We start from the raw sequence: 17008 nt of genomic DNA on the forward strand, positions 1-17008 counted from the left end.
CGCCCCGTCAGGTGCATTTTGCACGGCGGCCGGCGGGACCAGGGTGATCTGCGCCGTCGCCGGCGACGCGATGAGCGCTGCCGCGAGCAGGGCTGCGGGCATAATGAGGCGGAACTGAAATCGAACCATGACGCCTTTGACTCTACTGGTCGGGCGGAAATAAGACAACCCGAAAACAGCCGGGATAACGTCGCAGTTATCATTCGCGCGCTTTCTTCTCCCCTCCCTCCACGCGCTCTTGCGCGTGGCGGGGAGGGGTCGGGGGTGGGGGGTAGTCCAGCAAACTCGCTGGTAGTCGAATCCGCCGATAGACCCCCCACCCCCGACCCCTCCCCGCCGCTTCGCGGGTGGGAGGGGAGAAGGAAGGCCGGAGATTGCTCTACCCCCGCGCCTGCCGCTTTGGCGCCGGCTGCGGCACCGATGCCGCGCAGGCCTCGCTCAGCTCGCTGAGCTTGCGGCGTTCCTGCCAGGGCAGGATGACGCTGAGCCACAATTCCCTGAATCCCATGATCGAGATCGAGATTCCGAACGGGATCAGGAAATACAGGATCCGGAACACCACCAGGGTGGCCAGAAGCTGTTCCGGGACGAATTGCGGCAGGGCGACCAGCATGGCGGCGTCGAACACGCCGATCGAGCCCGGCGCGTGGCTGGCGAAGCCGAGCAGGGTGGCCAGGATGAACACGACAGCCAGCGAGACGAAATCGATGGCGGGGCTGGCCGGCATCAGCAGATACATCGCCAGCGCGCAGAACCCGAGATCGACCACGCCGATCACGACCTGCAGCAGCGTCAGCCGCGCCGAGGGCAGCAGCACTTTCCAGCCGTTCTGGCCGAGCTGGCGGCGTTCCTTGCCGCTCACCAGCCAGACGAAATAGGCCGCGATGCCGGCGAGGCAGCCGATCGCGATCAGCCGGTTCACCGACGGCGGCAGCAGGTCCATCGCGGAGGCCGCCTCCGGGTGCCAGGCCATGCCGATGCCCAGCACGAACAGATTGCCGAGCCAGAAGGTGAGGCCGGACAGGAAGCAGATCTTGGCGACGTCGATGGCGGAAAGCCCGTGATCCGAATAGATCCGGAACCGGATCGCGCCGCCGGTGAACACCGTGGCGCCGATATTGTGGCCGATCGTGTAGCTGGTGAAGCTCGCCAGCGCCGCGGTGCGATAGGGCACGTGCCGCTTGCCGATGGTGCGCAGCGCGAAGAAATCATAGAAGGTCAGCGTGCAGAACGCGCCGATCACGCACAGCGCCGCCAGCGCGATGTGGGAGGGCGGAATCTCCGTCAGCGCCGTCAGGATCACGCCGGTATCGACCCCCTTGAGGGTACGGACCATCGTGGAAATGGCGAAGACGATGATGAGGAGGCTCGCGGCGATTCCGAGCCGTTTCCAGCCGATCCGTTCCTTGAAGCCACGCCCCAGCGTGGTCAGCAGTCCGTGCATTCGTCCTCCCGGCGGGGCGGCAAAAAGATAGAGCCTTCTCGCAGCGATTGATGACAGGCGTACCCGCCGATCGCTGCTCCGCGATGATCCATAAGGCAAAAACAGCGCGTTGTGCAGTCCTTGACAACGCCTGGGTATCGGCCCTCCGTCGGGCGGCTGTCATATTTCGTATATATGCCTTAACGCGGAAAATCCGAGGCGGGGCATTGACCGGGATCAACGGCTTCGGGGGTGGCGATGTTCCGCTGTTCCCTTCGTCACCGTTTTGGGCGGATCGGTCGCCGATCAATCCACCCCCGGATCAATCAGTGCAAGGCAGCCTGTTTTCCCCTATGCCCGACGGTGGCTATCGGGAAAATAGAACGGCCAATTAGCTCTGTAATCAGTCACTGAGCGCCCGACTTCGATCAACGCAATGAGCCACACCATCACAGGCATTTGACTTAGCAATGATATTCCAATTTTCGGCAGTATCCATTGTGATCCTAGCCAAACAATCCATGCGGCGCACAACCATATGAAGTTATTTAGCGCCCAAAGTGGACTTTTGGCGAGGTTCGCGGACGATCACGAGGTCTCGTTCGGCAAACTCATGGTAGCTCGAAAAATTGGAGACACACTGCAAGTCGTTGATGTTGCCGACCATCAGATTCGCGAGAAGGCCCGCAAAATGGGGGCTCCCGCCGACCTGGAAGCTTTGTTTGAGACGCTTTAGAGCGCGGTGAGAGTAGGTCGAGGCGACATCGCAGCTTTTTCCTCCGGTGCGCACAGCCTAATTTCTTCAATCATTTCAACAAAATCCACCCGACGGGCAAATCGCTTCGGTTTATCAGAATTCTTGTCAAGCCTCTCGCGAAAAAATATTTCTGTTTTACAGAAATTAAAATCAGGCTATATGATCGGCCATCCCGTCCCACTCAGAGGGGCGTTGCGCAACGTACCGGCGCGGGGCGGGGATGCGGTGGACGGGGATGGCGTGCTGACGAGGGCGCCTGAAGCGGACGGCGAAGTCGTGGGGTTCTGACACCCTCATGCTGGTGTCAAGCTCGCGCCGAGAAGCGCGGGCGACGGTGGCAAGAGTGCATAGCTCACCGGGGAGACCTCGTATAAGCCGTAAACTGCCGCGCAGGGAAAGTCGGATTGCCTCCGCTGGACCTGTATGCTCGTGTGCGCTTCTACCACTCCCATTGCACACGAGACCGCGGGTGCAGCGTGCATCCGGCTTTCCCTGCGCCCTCCGACCGGAGGGTAAAGGCGAAATAACAGCAAACCTCGGGCGGGTGGCGCCGCGCGATCGCGAAGGTGTGTTTGTGGACACGCGATGTCTGAAAATCGAATCGAGCACCCGTAGCCCGGATGGAGCCCTTGCGAAATCCGGGGCCGCCGCCGCATCCGTTCCCGGATTGCGCCAGCGGACGGCGCGTTGCGCCGGCCGCTGGCGCAATCCGGGCTACAGGACCGCTATCCCGTCACGCCTTGCGCAGGGCGAAATACGCGCCGCAGAAGGCCATCGCGGCGCCGAGGCAGAGCGCGGCCAGTCCCGCGAGCACGCCCGAGATGGTCGGGACCGGGCTCGGCGCGGAGGCCGCCTGGCCGGCGCCGGCCAGCACGAGAACGCCGACCGCGATCAGGAACTGGCGCATCCGCGGCGGGATCTGCCCGGATACCGCGCTGTCCATCAGGCTCGCCGTCAGATAGCCGCCGGAGAAGCCGACGGTGGCGATCAGCCACCACGCGATGGCCGCGCCCGTCGGCATGAATTCGCCCGACCCGGAGCGCCACAGGCCGCCGAGGTCGAGGCCGTAGCGCACCCCCATCATGTGCACGGCGAGCGCCAGCAGCACCCCTGAGATCATCGCGCCCGCCAGAATCAGGCGGCGCGGAAAATAAGTCGTCTCGGCCATCGGGCGTTTGTAGGGTAAAGCCGGCGGGGCGCGCAAGCCGGCGCAGCCAACCAAGGCGGGGCCGCCAACCAAGCCGGCGCAGCCAACTATGACCGGGATTGATCGAATTGCCAGAACCAACCTTCGACCATGCGACGGCGTCCGCCGAAGGCGCGCCCGCCACCCGCTACGCCTACAAGGCGTCGCTGATCGGCAGCGCCCATCAGTTCGAACTGACCGACGAGGGCCTGTCGTGGCAGGTCGGCGGCAAATCCGGCGTCTGGCCCTATGCCGACATCGCCGAGCTGCGGCTGTCGTACCGGCCGGTGTCGATGCAGTCGCGCCGTTTCCGCGCCGATATCACCCGCAAGGATGGCCAGCGCATCGCCGTGCTGTCGACCAGCTGGCAGACCGTCGCCCTGATGGCGCCGCAGGACAAGGACTACACCGCCTTCATCACCCAGCTGCACGCGCGCATGAAGCAGGCCGGCAGCAAAGCCGCGCTGGTCGGCGGCCTCAAGCCCGGTCTCTACATCGCCGGTGCCGTGGTGGTTGCGCTGGTCTCGATCTCGATTGTGGGATTGCTGGTGCGCGCGCTTGCGATCGGGGAATTCGCCGGCGCCCTGTTCCTGGTCGGCTTCGCCGCGCTGTTCGGCTGGCAGATCGGCGGCTTCCTGATGCGCAACCGGCCGCAGAGCTACACGTTCGACCAGCTGCCGAAGGCGCTGCTGCCGTAGTGCCGTGCTTGGAGACACTCGTGCAACAAGTTCAACCTCATCCTGAGGAGCCGCGCGCGCTTCGCGCGGCGTCTCGAAGGATGGCAGCAGGCGATGTGCCAGATGGTTCGAGACGCGCGCCCTGCAGCGCAAGGGCGCTGCCCGACGCGCTCCTCACCATGAGGGACTGAAATCGAGTTTCCCAGAGATGGATGTTGATAGCGACTGGTTCATAAAGCATTGATTTCGCTTGCATTGATGTGGATGCAAAGTCACCGTCGTTCCCGTCATTTCATTCCGCGTGCTACCTATTTGATGCGTAGGTAGCGCAGCCCGACGGGAGCTCTGTTGATGCCGCGCCTCAAGTTGACAAAGAACGCGATCGACTCCCTGCCGACGCATGCATCGGACACGGTCTATTGGGATATCGCTTACCCGGGCTTTGGCGTGAAAGTCACGCCAAAGGGACGCAAGGTATTCGTCGTGCTCTACCGAACTGGTGGAGCCGGATCGAAGTTGCGGAAGTACACGATCGGGGTGTACGGCCCCATCACCCTCCATCAGGCCCGCGTGGCGGCGCAAAGGGTTTTCGCGGCGAAGCTTGAGGGGCGCGATCCCGCCTCTGAGAAGCGGACGGCGAAGCAAAGGGTCGTGGCCGATCGCGTCGACGAACTGTTGGAGGCATTCATTGCCCAACACGTCTCTCAGAACCGTTCGGCCCGTGAGATCTCTCGTATTCTCCACCGGGAGGTTGGCAAGGTCTGGGGGAACAAAAACATCCATGAGATCGGCAAGCGTGATGTAGTCGAACTCATTTCGGCGATCGAGCAGCGCGGCGCTCCGACGGTCGCTAACAAGACCCTGAAGCTCGTCAAAACCTTCCTGCGCTGGTGCGTAGGTCGAGCCGTGCTCGATCAATCGCCGGCGGAGGGTGTTCCACGCCCTGCCAAGGAAGTCGCCCGCGACCGGGTATTGACAGACCTTGAATTGGTCAAAATCATCCTCGCCGCCAGAACCATGGATGGTCCGTATGGCGGCATTGTTGAACTTCTGGCGCTGACCGGACAACGCCGTGAGGAAGTCGCAGCGGCGACCTGGGATGAATTTGATCTTGACCAAAGAGTCTGGACGCTGCCGAAGACACGCACCAAAAACGAGAAACAGCATATCGTTCATCTTTCGACCCAAGCGATCACCGTCCTGAAGCAGAAGAAGAAGCAAGGGTCCTTTGTATTCACCGTGCACGAGACTAAGTCGTTTCGAAATTTCGCTTTTGCGAAGCGCAGGCTGGATGACCTGTCAGGCGTAAAGAACTGGCGCCTTCATGATCTGAGGCGCACCTGTGTTTCCGGGATGGCCCGCCTCGGCATCCCCCCGCATGTCGCCGACAAAGTCCTCAATCACCAGTCTGGAACGATTTCCGGCGTCGCTGCGGTCTACCAGCGCCACGACTTTCTGGACGAACGTAAAGTAGCCCTCGACCGCTGGGGCAACCACGTTGCCAAGATCGTCGCCGATGTTGAAATCACTCCGCTGAACGCTGTCCGTGAGGCCGCCTAGAGGGACGAACGCGAGCAACAGAATGCCGACATGCAGGGGATTGTTATGAAAACTCCGGACCAACTGCCCCCGCATACAGTGACTGACCTGTCTGCCGAGTATCTCCCGCTGTCTGAGGCCGTTAACCGGCTGAGTGAAGGTATGTGGGGTGGTTTGCCGCGTCCAGATCCGGTGGTGCTCGTCAAGCAGAGCAATGAAAAACTGTCAGTGGGATTCGGCCCTTGGCGGGAAAAGGCGGGCCGGCTTCTCAGGGTTGCGGCTGTGAAAGGAAAGCTGGCGATTTACGTCCTCGCAAAAAATCAAATCCGATCCGGCGGCCATGACCTGACGTTAGACGCTTCGGCGATGCCGGAGCCGGCGTCTGTGCCGGCGTCCGTGATTGAACGGTTGATACGCTCACGCGGAAGCCTGCCTGATCATCCGATCCGCCCCTCGATGCAGACAGCCGAAGGAAACGAAAAGCTGTTCGTAATGCTAACGGTTGGGCTTCTCGTTGTGCAAGCTAGCGACTTCGAGGGTTGGTATCACTCGGAGCGGGCTAAGGGTAGATGGCCGTCACAAAGGGCAAAAACGAAGAAAAACGGAAGGCCAACAAGGCAGACAGAAGCCCTTGAGAATGCGATCTTGGCGCTCGTGAACGATCTCAAATGGAGCGGCAAAGACGGGATCGCCGCGCTGCATCGCCTGCTCATTACCTCCGGCCGTTCCGATGTTCCGAGCCAAGATACAGTTGCACGCCTCGTAGATCAGTTGCACAGCAAAACAGGCGATATGAAGCTTCTGCGCGTCCCTCGCGCACGCCAAAAGCAAACCCGATGAGAGTCAGCTTTGGAGCGCATAACGGACTCATGGCCGGCGTCGCCCCATGTCCGAAATGTGCCAAACGCTGACATCGTTATTTGAAAATGAAAGAGGCCGCCAACTGAGGCGGCCTCCAAAATCCCGTCAATTACAAGTAACTATCGGATACTTATTTCCGACTGCTACGCCAAAAAGATATTTCTGGTGTCTTGGGAGCCCGATACAGGCCAACGGGCTAGCTGTTCAGGACACTTTTTTCTTTTTGGAAGCAAGGCAAACGGCGCTCTTAGCCGTATTGCCCGGTTTCACGGCCTTCGACCACTTGCCGTCCGACAAAACCAGAGGGGTGTCACAAGGTCCGCAGATACAGTCTGCATTATCAGGGCAAGGACCTTTACACCTTTCGGCGGCGCTCATTTGCACTTTCGGTAACTCTATGGGGGATGCCGAAACGTTTGAAGCGGGTACCAGAAGCAATAAGCCTCCCAACAATGCCACACAATTTCGGTTAATAATCTGGCTAAGCATCATCTCGTACTTCTTTCTGTTGAGGTGAATTCTAAGGGGCTCTCAGTTGGCGCGCCGGGCATCCAGCAGGAGCGCATCGCTTTGGGCCTGCGGCTCAATTGCGCGAGGAGGAACCATTCGAGTGGGGTAAAGAGCGTCGCAAGAGACCCCTGTAGGGGGACCTATAGCATAAATTGACGGCCGCCTTGAGCAGGCGTTTCGGTCAAAGGAATAGTGCGCCTATCCCAGGGTAAAGTCCACTGCCGTAGTATTCACGTCAAGCACGTCCGCGCGGGTCAAACTACGACATTGGCTAGAAATGAAAATGGTCGTCAACTGAGACGAATTGGCTCGCTATCTAAGCGGATTGGGCGCACCAAGGGTGCACGATACTTCGCATCGGCCACTCCGTTGGGAGCGCCATGGTTTCGATTAATCACTTCCGACAAGGTTTGTTGCAGCAGATGGACCGTGCGGCCCATGGTGGTCGGATTGATGTCCTGATTAACTCCGGGGAATTGTACCGCTCACTTGGCGGCTATCCCGGCTCTACTCACGGGATGCCTTCATGCTGCGACGCCATGCAGGCTGAAATGAAACTCGGGGATACGATGCTTCTTGACCGAACCAGTGGGGCCGGAATGACCGTCCGCTACTTGTTGCCCCGCGCTAACTGAAACGGTTTTACGTCTCCTCTGAAATCCACTTGTCAGCCTTGGAGTTGCGGTCGGATTTCGGGCCGTGTTCGCTCGAATATTTTTTTGTCTCCGGCCTGAATACGCAGGTCTCAAGCGTGGCCGATCATATTCTGCATCTCGGCAATCATTTCCTTGGCCTCAAGTGGCTTTCCGAAAAAGTGACTTTCCGGGGGTATGTCAATATTTGCCCGCCTCAGCTGTCCGGATACCAGAATGATCTTAATCGGCGGCCAGCGTTTATGCACCGCGTGCGCGAGCGCCAAACCGTCCATGCTACCCGGCATCTGGATATCAGTGAACATCAATGCGATGTCTGATCTGCTTTCGAGAATGGCGACGGCCTCGTCGGCATCCACAGCTTCCACCGGGGTATAGCCTGCATCTTCCACCATATCGACCGCGCGCATCCGCAACAGCATTTCGTCTTCGACGATGAGAATGACAGCGGGAACGACGGAATGATCCATAACCATCATGACGGACGCTTTCGAACGTGAGCGGCAGAGTCAGGACCTGTGCCGTAGCCCCGAGTGGCTAATTTGATAAGCATCTTATAGGCCATTTGATCCCGATTAACTTAACAATCGAGGAACGGTAGGCCCGCCCGTCGCCAATTGACATCATTTTTTCGTACCTGACGTCGGCGCTCAGACCACAACTGCTTTGAGGGTAAGCTTGCATTACTCAGGACCCGAGGTCCGCTCAGGGTCAAAAGCTGCCCTGGAGGCCCCGAAACGGGACTTCCGGTATGCCCCCAGGAGCGGACATTCGAAGGTTCAGTCGCCTGATTGTTTTTCCCTGTAGAAACGGGTGATGAGGGCGTACTCCTCGCCGGCGCTGAACGTGGTTGCGCGATTGTAGTGCTCCTCGGTGACGCGGGGATCTCGGTGATTGAGGAGCGCGCTAGCAAGGTGCGGATGGTTGCCGCCGTAGACGGCGGCGGTCGAGGCGCCAGCAGTCCGGAACAGATGGGGCGAGACGTCCACGCCAATGGATTCGTGGGTGAGCCTCGAGATCAGGGTGCCAAGGTTCTTGGTGGTCAGTTGCCGCCCGGTGGTTGAGGAGATCCAGAGTGCGGCCTGTTCAGCGTCGCCGTGGCAGAGAACCGCGCGGTGGATTGTGACGTAGTTGTTCACGGCCTCGGTGATGAACTCCGGTACCTGCCGTTCATCGATGCGGTGGGACTTGGTGTTTTCGGATGGAATGTGAAGCCACCAGCGCCCTTCGATATTGAGGAAGGTGTCTCCGATGGCGAGAGCCGCGAAGTTCTTTATCCGGACGGGATGCAGCGCCAGGAGCGCGATCAGGAGTCCGTTGCGCACTCCAGTGGCACGAGCCAGCGGCGTCTTGCCGAACATCTCTGCTTCACGGACCAGGGTGAGACCCACTTCGACCAGACGTTCGGTCAGGACCAGCCGGTCGGCCTTCGACCGGGGTATCATCATCAGCGCGAGATCCTTCTCGATCTCGGTAAGCCACCCGAAGTCGGTGCCGGGCGCGATCAGTTGGGCGGCGCGGCGCAACTTGTAGACCGAGTTCCAGACCGTGACGGAGCGGACCCGGGCCTGTAGTTCGGCAACGAATCCGTTCACGTTCTCAGGGGTGACAAGGCCGATCGCGTTCCGGGCCTGGTCGAACCGACCATTGCGGTCGAGATAGTCCAGGTACAATCCATAGCGGTTGGCAATGTCGTCCCGGCTCACGGTGGCCAGATGGCTCGCCGCGCCGCCGCGCTTGAGACGTTGCGCCGGCCGGCAGGCTTCTGCCCAGCCAATCCGGTCGGATGCCGGCCATTCGGCAATTGGCAGCGAACGCGGCTTGGCCGACGTGGCGTCACGCGGGCCGCGACCCCGGCTGTCGCCGACGAGGGTTGCAGGTTGAAGTTCCGCGTCCATATCAGCTGGCATCGGGCCTGAACTCCAGGCGATTGCGGACGATGTCGGTGAAGATCTCGCTAGCCTGCGTGGTCTCCAGCTCCAGGTAGAACTTGATGGTGGTCTGGACGCTCGCGTGCCCCAGGAGCCGCCGAACCAGCTCATATTGGCCGGGGCGGTGCTTGAGAATCAACGCGCCGGCAGCGTGGCGAAACTGGTGCACGGTGATGCGCAGCCCGGTCGACTTCTCGACCCGGTTGACGATCTGGGTGCTGAACGAGATCTTTTCCTTGTGCCCACCGGACTCGCCGGGGAACAGCCAGTCGGCGTTGCTGCCGCGCGTCAACGCGGGCCGGAAGTCGTGCACGTACTCGTTGATGATGGTCGTAACCGTCTCGTCGAGCTTGAACTGGAGCGGAACCCTGTTCTTGACGTCGTACTTGTTGAAGGCGAGGAAATAGTTGGACTGCGGTCCACCCGGCTTGATCAGGTTCTCGCCAAGGCGAATGCCGGCCAGGTTACCCAGCCGGATCGGCGCCACCGTCAGGATCGCCACCGCGACCGCGATCTGGGCTAGCACCGCGGCCCTGACCGGCGCATGCCGCCGCTCCAGCCGAGCCTGTCGCATGAGTTGATCAGGCAGGTTCGTGACCCGCGACCAGACCGCGTCCGTGAGCACGCACCGGATCAAGGCGAGGTTTTTCGGGGTCATTCCGTCCTCGCGGTGCTGTTCGAGCGTGAACCTCAGGTCTCCGAGCTTCCGCAGGGCAGCTTCATCAAGCCCACCGACCGAATGCGCAAGGGCAACGAACCGGCAGCTGAGATTGATGGTATATGTGCTGGGAGCTTCCTCTTCCTTGGGCCAGTAGCCCTCGAAAACTTTCTCGGCGACATCGGGATGGATCAGGGCGGCCAATGAGGTCAGGCTGCCGAGCGGCACGCCCACCTGCACCGCCATCCTGACGGCGGCGACCAGTTCGCGCCGCCGGGTTGTGATTGTCGATGGCTTGCAGGGCCGGATGCGCTGTCCGGTCCTGTTTTGGCGGATGCGGTTGAGGCCAGCCAGATACCCTTCGATGTCGGCGCGCAGGCCCTCAGGGAAGTCCTCCCACCCCGGACCTTCGGCGGCCTTCACCGACGGTTCGACGAGACGCTGCTGCGGCCAACCGTCGATGTTGCCGATGCCGGCATTCCACAGCCGCGCCAGAATACGCCGGCTGGCGGCATCGCTGGCCCGGGCCGTCGTGCGCGTACGGTGATCCATGTAGCGATCGATGACGGCTTCATCGACCGCCTCGGGTTCGATTTGGACGCCTGAGCAGAACCGCATCAACGGCATCAATCGGTAGCGCGTGCTCGGATTCGTCAGTCGGATGCGAAGACGATCCCATGCGGGCGACAGCGCCACACCGTGGGGGAGAACATCCTTCTCCTTGGCGAACCAGATCAGGGCGGCCTTGGCGTTGGACTTGTGGTTGGCCAGCGTCTTCGCCACCCAGTCCAACGGCACGTGGTGCAACGCCGCCATCCTGGCTCGGATGGCGCTGTAGCGCGCCGGGATGAGCTCCAGCGGCTGGTCAAAGGCCCTGGCGATGCCCGTCAACGACGAACGCCAGTGGCGGCGGGTTTCCTCGGACAGGTCGGTCGCGGCTGATATCGCCAAGATCGCGTCCGCGAAGCTGGGCTCGATTGCGCTGTGTTTGTCGGTCATGGGGACGGCTCCTTCGGGCCGTAGCAGTCATCGGGATGGCTGCAAGTAGACGGTCATGTAATTTAGGAATACACCAATACTATATAGCTCGCATATACTTCCATTAACGTTCATAACCTTCGTTTTACTTCATTCCCGCTGATGTATAATGATGTATATCGATTGACTATTATTCCGACCTCCCGACGGTGAACTTGGAGCAACTAGTGCTCACTGCCGACACGTCTTGCTCGGGACCGATCACGACTACTGCTCGCTGGTCGAGGAGCGCTGCCTGGACTTCATCCACTGCATCAGCGCGGCTTCGGCATAGCGGATGGAGCGGCCGACCCGGATATAGGGCGGGCCGTCACCGCGCATCCGCGCCTTGGCGAGCCAGGAGAGGCTGACCTTGAGGACCGCGGCGGCCTCGTTGGGCGTCATCAGGGTGGCGATCGCGGCCGGCGATTTTGCCGCCGTCATCTTGGGCTGGAAGATCTCTTTGGAAGTCATTGGTGGGCTCCAGGTGAGGTGCCACGCAGCCGTTTGACTACGCAGTCTCCCCGCGATGGACCCGTCAGATTCGCGGCGGACCTCCCCCACCAGGATCGCGTTTGAAGGAGTGCAGGGGCGCCCACCGAAATCACTGAGATATCGGACGTTTTTGTACTTGCGGAGTGCCCGCACCGCGGAAGTCTAACAAGAGGTTTTGCGGCAAGGGGGACCGTTCGCCGCTAATTCGCCGATCCATGCAGGCTCAACCGACTCAGTTCACGGCAAACGATTAAAACGCGCTGAATTCCGTAGGTCAGATCAGGTCTGGGTCGGGCAGAGCTCCGCTCTGCCCGCATATCTCAGACATCAACCTGTTCAGCTATTGCCAGAGCATCGTCGACCTCGATGCCGAGATACCTGACCGTGCTTTCGATCTTGGTATGCCCGAGCAAGAGCTGGACGGCCCGCAGGTTGCCAGTGCGCCGATAGATCAAAGTAGCCTTCGTACGCCGTAGCGAGTGCGTCCCAAAAAGTCGCGGGTCCAACCCGACGCTCCCGATCCACTCCGATACGAGGCGCGCATATTGGCGGGTTGACATGGCGCCGTTCGCACCGCCACGAGCCGTGAACAGGAACTCTCCGGGCCTCTTGTTGGCAGCCTTCAGATAATCATCGACCGCCTGTCGGGTCTGTTCGCTCAATTCGAACCTGACGGGATGCCCGGTCTTCTTTTGTCGGACGGTTGCGCGATCCGCCGTATAGCCGCCGGCTGCGACATCCTCGACCCGGATGGCGACGACGTCGCACCCTCGAAGCTTGCTGTCGATGGCCAGGTTGAACATGGCGAGATCGCGAACGCGGCCTTCAATTTGAAGCTTCGTCCGGATTGACCAGACGTGTTTTGGTCGCAGCGGCGGCTTTGCCCCGGTCAGCTTGCCTTTGTTCCAGGGCAACCGTTTGTGAGGCGACGGGGTAGCATTCACTTGATCCAGCATGATCATACTCCTCGGTTACGGGGACGAGAGCATGTGCCATTGGCGAGACTTCCTCATCCCGCCAATGTGCGCCTTTTGAAAAGGCGTGTATTTTGAACAGCCGAGATGCCCGCGCATAAAGCCCTCTTTGAAGGATTCATGACCGTGGTCCGTAGCAAGAATGCCTCGCCAACCTGGAACGACGTCAAGACCGCACTCTTGGACTTCGATCGCGCGGGCCTTCGGGGGCTGGTGCAAGATCTCTACAGTGCAAGCAAAGACAACCAGGCATTTTTGCATGCTCGCTTGGGCCTGGGTCATGATCAGCTCCAGCCCTTCAAGGCTATGATTTCCAGATCGATTTCCCCGGATCTAATGAAAGGCCAATCCATATCGGTTTCGAAGGCCAGGAAGGCGATTGCGGATTACAAAAAAGCCATTGGGCGCCCGGACGGGATGGCGGAACTGTCGATATTTTATTGCGAGGAGGCGTTCGGCTTTCTAGAATCCTACAGCATGGAAGATGAAAGCTACTTTGCTGCTTTGGTCCGCATGTATGGACGGTCCCTCGAAATCGTATCAAGCCTACCTCCTGCCGAGCGCACCACCTATCTTAAGCGTCTCGACAAGCTTAGATCGCGCGGCCGAAACGTCGGCTGGGTGGTCGAGGAAGAATTCAATAGCCTTTGGCACGCTGCTGCTCCAGACGAGCAGCAGGGTGAATGACGGCTCGTTCTGTCGGTCCCGCAATTGATGAGGGGCCGCAGCCGGGGCGGCCTGACGATGTCCGTTCTTGGGGGTGAAGCAGACGTAGTCCGGTCGCCGGCCGATGTCGCCTTTTGACCCACAGCCGACATTTGGCAGAAGATTCTTGATGGACAAAGATGGCATCAGAGCGGTTCGGCTGAGAGCTACTGACTCCGCTCGCCTACAAATGTCGGCGTGCGGGTAAACTCTTGCGCTGGATCAACGACGTTAGACCCTTGAAGGACAATATTATTGGCGTTTTCGGTGTGAAAAACGAGAAACGCATCGGTGTCGACGTCCAATTTGCTCCCCGCGGCGGTGAGAGCGATCATGTCCAGCAAGGTGTTCGTTCGCTTCGCCTGCGTCGCTCTCGTTGCGGCGATGATTCAGGTGTCACTGATCTCGCTGCCCTCGGCGCAGACGGCCTCCCGGACCACAGCAGAAGCGCGAACGCTCGCCGGGCGAATCAAAGAGCTCGTGAAGGCCGGGAAATACGCGGAAGCCATACCGCTGCAGCAGAGGGTATTGGCGATCGGCGAGAAAGGCACCGATCATCAAGATGTGGCGACTTCGCTGAACAATCTTGCATTTTTATACGACAAACAAGGTCGGTATGCGGATGCCGAGCCGCTCCTCAAGCGAGCGCTGGCGATCTTTGAAAAATCCCTCGGTCCCGATCATCCCAGTGTTGCGGTTTCGCTGAACAGTCTTGCGACGCTGTACGAAAATCAGGGCCGGTACGAAGAGGCCGGGCCGCTCTACAAGCGAGCGTTGGCCATCCGCGAGAAATCCCTCGGCCCCAATCACTCCGACGTCGCAAGTTCTTTGAACAATCTTGCGGGATTGTACAAGGAACAAGGCCGCTATGCGGATGCCGAACCGCTCTACAAGCGAGCGCTTGCCATTTTTACAAAATCGCTCGGCGTCGATCATCCAGAAACTGCGATAGCACTGAACAATCTTGCTCAGCTGTACAAAGACCAGGCTCGGGACGCGGATGCCGAGCCGCTCTACAAGCAATCGGTTGCGATCTTTGAAAAAGCGCTCGGTCCTGATCATCCCAATGTTGCTGCGTTGCTGAACAATCTGGCGGGGCTGTACGGCAACCAGGGAAGGTATGTAGATGCCGAGTTACTCCACAAGCGATCGCTGGCCATCCGCGAGAAAGCGCTTGGTCCCGGTCACCCCAATGTCGGTCAATCCCTGGCCAATCTCGCGGAGCTGTACCTCGAGCAGGACCTGTATGCGGATGCCGAGCCGCTCCAAAAACGAGCGCTTGCGATTCTTGAGAAATCCCTCGGTCCCAATCATCCTGCTGTCGCGACAGCATTGAACAATCTGGCGTCGCTTTATAAAGAACAAAGTCGCTATGCGGATGCCGAGTTACTCCACAAGCGAGCGCTGGCCATCCGAGAGAAATCCCTCGGTCCCGACCATCCTGATGTTGGTCACTCTCTGAACAATCTTGCTCAGCTGTACAGAGAGCAAGCTCGGGACGCGGATGCCGAGCCGTTCTACAAACGAGCGCAGGCGATCTTTGAGAACTCCCTCGGCCCCACTCATCCCGGCGTCGCGATGGCGTTGAACAACTTGGCTGCGTTCTACCGGGACAGGGGTCGCTATGTCGATGCGCTGCCACTGGTACAGAGGACCGCTGCCCAGGGAATCGCCCGCCGAACCATTGCTTTCCCTGTGCTGTTTCAATCACAAGGCCAGAATCTCATCAGCGTCGCCAGCGCATTCGATGACAGCTACGACATCGAACAGCGCGCCACATCATCGGCCGCGGCAAATGCGGTGTCCAAACTCGCGGCGCGTTTTGCAGCAGGCACTGGGCCGCTCGCCGAGCTCGTCCGTCGGGACCAGGACCTGACAGCGGAAAACGAGCGTCTGGACAAAGGCCTGATCGCCGCCCTCTCAAAACCACCTGCCCAACGGAATGCGGCGGCTGAAGACCAGATCCGCAAGCGCATCGAAGCGATCAAACCGGAACGAGCCAGGCTGCAGGAGATATTCAATCAGCGCTTCCCCGATTACGTGGCGCTGTCCAAACCCCAGCCGCTGTCTCTCTCTCAGACGCAGGCGCTGCTCGCCGATGATGAAGCGCTCGTCGTGTTTGATTTTGATGACAGGAGCTATGCCTGGGTTGTCACACGCACGGATTCCGACTGGATGGAGTTGAAGGTCTCAAGCAAAGACCTGGATGCCGACGTCAAGGCGCTGCGTCAGTCCCTGAGCTTGCGTGCGGACAAGCCATTCGACCCGCAGCTTGCCTTCAAGGTCTATCAAGCGACATTCGGCGCATTTGCCGACAGAATCGCCGCGAAGAAAAGACTATCGGTCGTGACCAATGGCGCGCTGACCAGCCTGCCGCCCGCACTGTTGGTGACCAAGGAGCCAGGCGGCAAGGAGCTGAAAGACGTCGACTGGCTGATCCGCTCACATGCCATCACGATCCTGCCGGCGGTCTCGAGCCTGAAGATCTTGCGCACCGCCTCCGCTACCGAATCGGCGGCGAAGCCGATGATCGCCTTCGGCGATCCCGTGTTCTCCAGGACCGCGCACGCCCAGGCGCAACGACAAGTCGCGATGCGAAGCATCACCACATTCTACAGCGGGACAAGGATCGACATCGCCTCGCTCAGGGAACGGCTGCCCCAGCTGCCCGGAACGCGCACGGAAGTGCAGGCGATTGCAAAAGCCCTGGACGCACATGCCAATGACATAAAACTGGGTCTGGCGGTGACGGAGACGGCAGTCAAGCAGGCAAGACTTGATCAGTATCGCATCGCCTACTTTGCGACGCACGGGCTTGTGGCAGGTGAACTCGAGCAATTCACCAAGAGCAAAGCCGAACCTGCCCTGGCTCTCTCGATTCCGGACAACGCTACTGATCTTGACGACGGCCTGCTCTCCGCCAGCGAAATCGCCCAGCTCAAGCTGAATGCCGACTGGGTCGTGCTGTCGGCGTGCAATACCGCCGCCGAGAACCAGCCCGGCGCCGAGGCGCTGTCGGGACTTGCACGCGCATTCTTCTACGCCGGGGCAAGATCGCTGATTGTTTCGCACTGGGAGGTGGATGATGAGGCAACCGCACGGCTGATGACCGGCACATTCCAGGCCAGCGCACGCGATACGAAGCTCTCTCATGGGGAGGCGCTGCGTCAGTCGATGCTGGCGCTGCTCGATAATGCTAAATCCGATGACGATGCTCACCCGCGCCTGTGGGCACCCTTTGTCGTCGTCGGCGAACCGGCGAAACCACAATAATTTGGGGCCATACCAATCAGGAAAGGGAAATTGATGTGCCGCATTCCAGGCTTGGCGCTGTTCCTGCTGCTCGTTCTCGGCGCGTGCTCACCACCCGCGGAGCTGGTGCGGCCCGTTGCACCACCCGACGTCGCGGCACGAACGCTCCTGCCACCGGGCAGGATTGAGCCGCTCAACTTTCAAGGCGCTACCGATGGTGCGCGAGTTGCCGCCGAAGGCGGGGGTCGCATGGTCGCACTTAAGTTCGCAAACGCCGGGGACGCCGTGACCGGCTTTGGAATATTGGCGAAGCGCATCGAGACACGACCTGACATTTCCTCTCGCAATGGTGTTGCGGTCGGATCACTGC

At 60.1% G+C, this 17008-nt stretch carries 13 protein-coding genes; 6 read left to right on the forward strand and 7 right to left on the reverse strand.

What is annotated here, in order from left to right; genetic code table 11:
• Positions 1-379 precede the first annotated feature (379 nt).
• Both Q7T45_RS23355 and Q7T45_RS23360 read right to left on the reverse strand, forming a co-directional pair.
• Positions 380-1444, reverse strand: coding sequence for a YbhN family protein (locus tag Q7T45_RS23355; protein WP_304873952.1), 1065 nt, complete (start codon positions 1442-1444; stop codon positions 380-382).
• A gap of 1469 nt (positions 1445-2913) precedes the next feature.
• Positions 2914-3348 carry a hypothetical protein gene (locus tag Q7T45_RS23360; RefSeq protein WP_304873954.1) on the reverse strand — a complete coding sequence of 145 codons (435 nt, stop codon included), beginning with the start codon at positions 3346-3348 and terminating at the stop codon, positions 2914-2916.
• Positions 3349-3455: 107 nt separating this feature from the next.
• Between Q7T45_RS23360 and Q7T45_RS23365 the strand changes: the two genes are divergently transcribed.
• The 3 genes from Q7T45_RS23365 to Q7T45_RS23375 all read left to right on the forward strand — a co-directional run bounded on the left by Q7T45_RS23365 (position 3456) and on the right by Q7T45_RS23375 (position 6422).
• Positions 3456-4064: a hypothetical protein gene (locus Q7T45_RS23365; RefSeq protein WP_304873955.1), complete on the forward strand. Its 609-nt coding sequence runs from the start codon at positions 3456-3458 to the stop codon at positions 4062-4064.
• Positions 4065-4394: 330 nt separating this feature from the next.
• Entirely contained in the window at positions 4395-5603 is a 1209-nt protein-coding gene (locus Q7T45_RS23370) for a site-specific integrase (RefSeq protein WP_304873957.1), read from the forward strand.
• A 30-nt stretch (positions 5604-5633) separates the two neighbouring features.
• The gene (locus Q7T45_RS23375) at positions 5634-6422 is read left to right on the forward strand and encodes a hypothetical protein (RefSeq protein WP_304873959.1); all 789 of its coding nucleotides are present in this window, start codon (positions 5634-5636) and stop codon (positions 6420-6422) included.
• Between the two features lie 1276 nt (positions 6423-7698).
• On the opposite strand, the gene Q7T45_RS23380 is transcribed toward Q7T45_RS23375, so the two are convergent.
• From Q7T45_RS23380 to Q7T45_RS23400, 5 genes are all read right to left on the reverse strand, one after another.
• Positions 7699-8085, reverse strand: a complete 387-nt coding sequence (locus tag Q7T45_RS23380) for a response regulator (RefSeq protein ID WP_304873961.1) — start codon at positions 8083-8085, stop codon at positions 7699-7701.
• 300 nt (positions 8086-8385) lie between these two features.
• The gene (locus Q7T45_RS23385) at positions 8386-9516 is read right to left on the reverse strand and encodes a tyrosine-type recombinase/integrase (RefSeq protein ID WP_304873963.1); all 1131 of its coding nucleotides are present in this window, start codon (positions 9514-9516) and stop codon (positions 8386-8388) included.
• Positions 9506-11194, reverse strand: coding sequence for a tyrosine-type recombinase/integrase (locus Q7T45_RS23390; RefSeq protein WP_304873964.1), 1689 nt, complete (start codon positions 11192-11194; stop codon positions 9506-9508). Before Q7T45_RS23390 ends, Q7T45_RS23385 begins: the two co-directional genes overlap by 11 nt.
• A 246-nt stretch (positions 11195-11440) precedes the next feature.
• On the reverse strand, positions 11441-11686 hold the full coding sequence (locus tag Q7T45_RS23395; RefSeq protein ID WP_304873966.1) for a helix-turn-helix domain-containing protein: 246 nt from the start codon (positions 11684-11686) through the stop codon (positions 11441-11443).
• A gap of 341 nt (positions 11687-12027) precedes the next feature.
• A complete protein-coding gene (locus Q7T45_RS23400; RefSeq protein WP_304873967.1) occupies positions 12028-12663 on the reverse strand; it encodes a tyrosine-type recombinase/integrase in 636 nt (211 codons plus the stop codon).
• Positions 12664-12801: 138 nt separating this feature from the next.
• Between Q7T45_RS23400 and Q7T45_RS23405 the strand changes: the two genes are divergently transcribed.
• The 3 genes from Q7T45_RS23405 to Q7T45_RS23415 all read left to right on the forward strand — a co-directional run.
• Positions 12802-13368, forward strand: a complete 567-nt coding sequence (locus Q7T45_RS23405) for a hypothetical protein (protein ID WP_304873969.1) — start codon at positions 12802-12804, stop codon at positions 13366-13368.
• Between the two features lie 351 nt (positions 13369-13719).
• On the forward strand, positions 13720-16659 hold the full coding sequence (locus tag Q7T45_RS23410) for a CHAT domain-containing tetratricopeptide repeat protein (protein WP_304873971.1): 2940 nt from the start codon (positions 13720-13722) through the stop codon (positions 16657-16659).
• A gap of 51 nt (positions 16660-16710) precedes the next feature.
• Positions 16711-17008, forward strand: a 298-nt coding sequence (locus tag Q7T45_RS23415; protein ID WP_304873972.1) for a hypothetical protein, incomplete at its 3' end; no start/stop codon positions are given.

It is taken from the genome of Bradyrhizobium sp. (assembly GCF_030646015.1).
Classification (GTDB): Bacteria; Pseudomonadota; Alphaproteobacteria; order Rhizobiales; family Xanthobacteraceae; genus Bradyrhizobium.

Bases quoted from the DNA above. Each gene is read 5' to 3' on its own strand.
- Q7T45_RS23360 (WP_304873954.1), bottom strand. From the start codon at position 3,348: ATGGCCGAGACGACTTATTTTCCGCGCCGCCTGATTCTGGCGGGCGCG.
- Q7T45_RS23400 (WP_304873967.1), bottom strand. From the start codon at position 12,663: ATGCTGGATCAAGTGAATGCTACCCCGTCGCCTCACAAACGGTTGCCC.
- Q7T45_RS23380 (WP_304873961.1), bottom strand. From the start codon at position 8,085: ATGATGGTTATGGATCATTCCGTCGTTCCCGCTGTCATTCTCATCGTC.
- Q7T45_RS23370 (WP_304873957.1), top strand. From the start codon at position 4,395: ATGCCGCGCCTCAAGTTGACAAAGAACGCGATCGACTCCCTGCCGACG.
- Q7T45_RS23355 (WP_304873952.1), bottom strand. From the start codon at position 1,444: ATGCACGGACTGCTGACCACGCTGGGGCGTGGCTTCAAGGAACGGATC.
- Q7T45_RS23385 (WP_304873963.1), bottom strand. From the start codon at position 9,516: ATGCCAGCTGATATGGACGCGGAACTTCAACCTGCAACCCTCGTCGGC.
- Q7T45_RS23410 (WP_304873971.1), top strand. From the start codon at position 13,720: ATGTCCAGCAAGGTGTTCGTTCGCTTCGCCTGCGTCGCTCTCGTTGCG.
- Q7T45_RS23375 (WP_304873959.1), top strand. From the start codon at position 5,634: ATGCAGGGGATTGTTATGAAAACTCCGGACCAACTGCCCCCGCATACA.
- Q7T45_RS23395 (WP_304873966.1), bottom strand. From the start codon at position 11,686: ATGACTTCCAAAGAGATCTTCCAGCCCAAGATGACGGCGGCAAAATCG.
- Q7T45_RS23390 (WP_304873964.1), bottom strand. From the start codon at position 11,194: ATGACCGACAAACACAGCGCAATCGAGCCCAGCTTCGCGGACGCGATC.
- Q7T45_RS23405 (WP_304873969.1), top strand. From the start codon at position 12,802: ATGACCGTGGTCCGTAGCAAGAATGCCTCGCCAACCTGGAACGACGTC.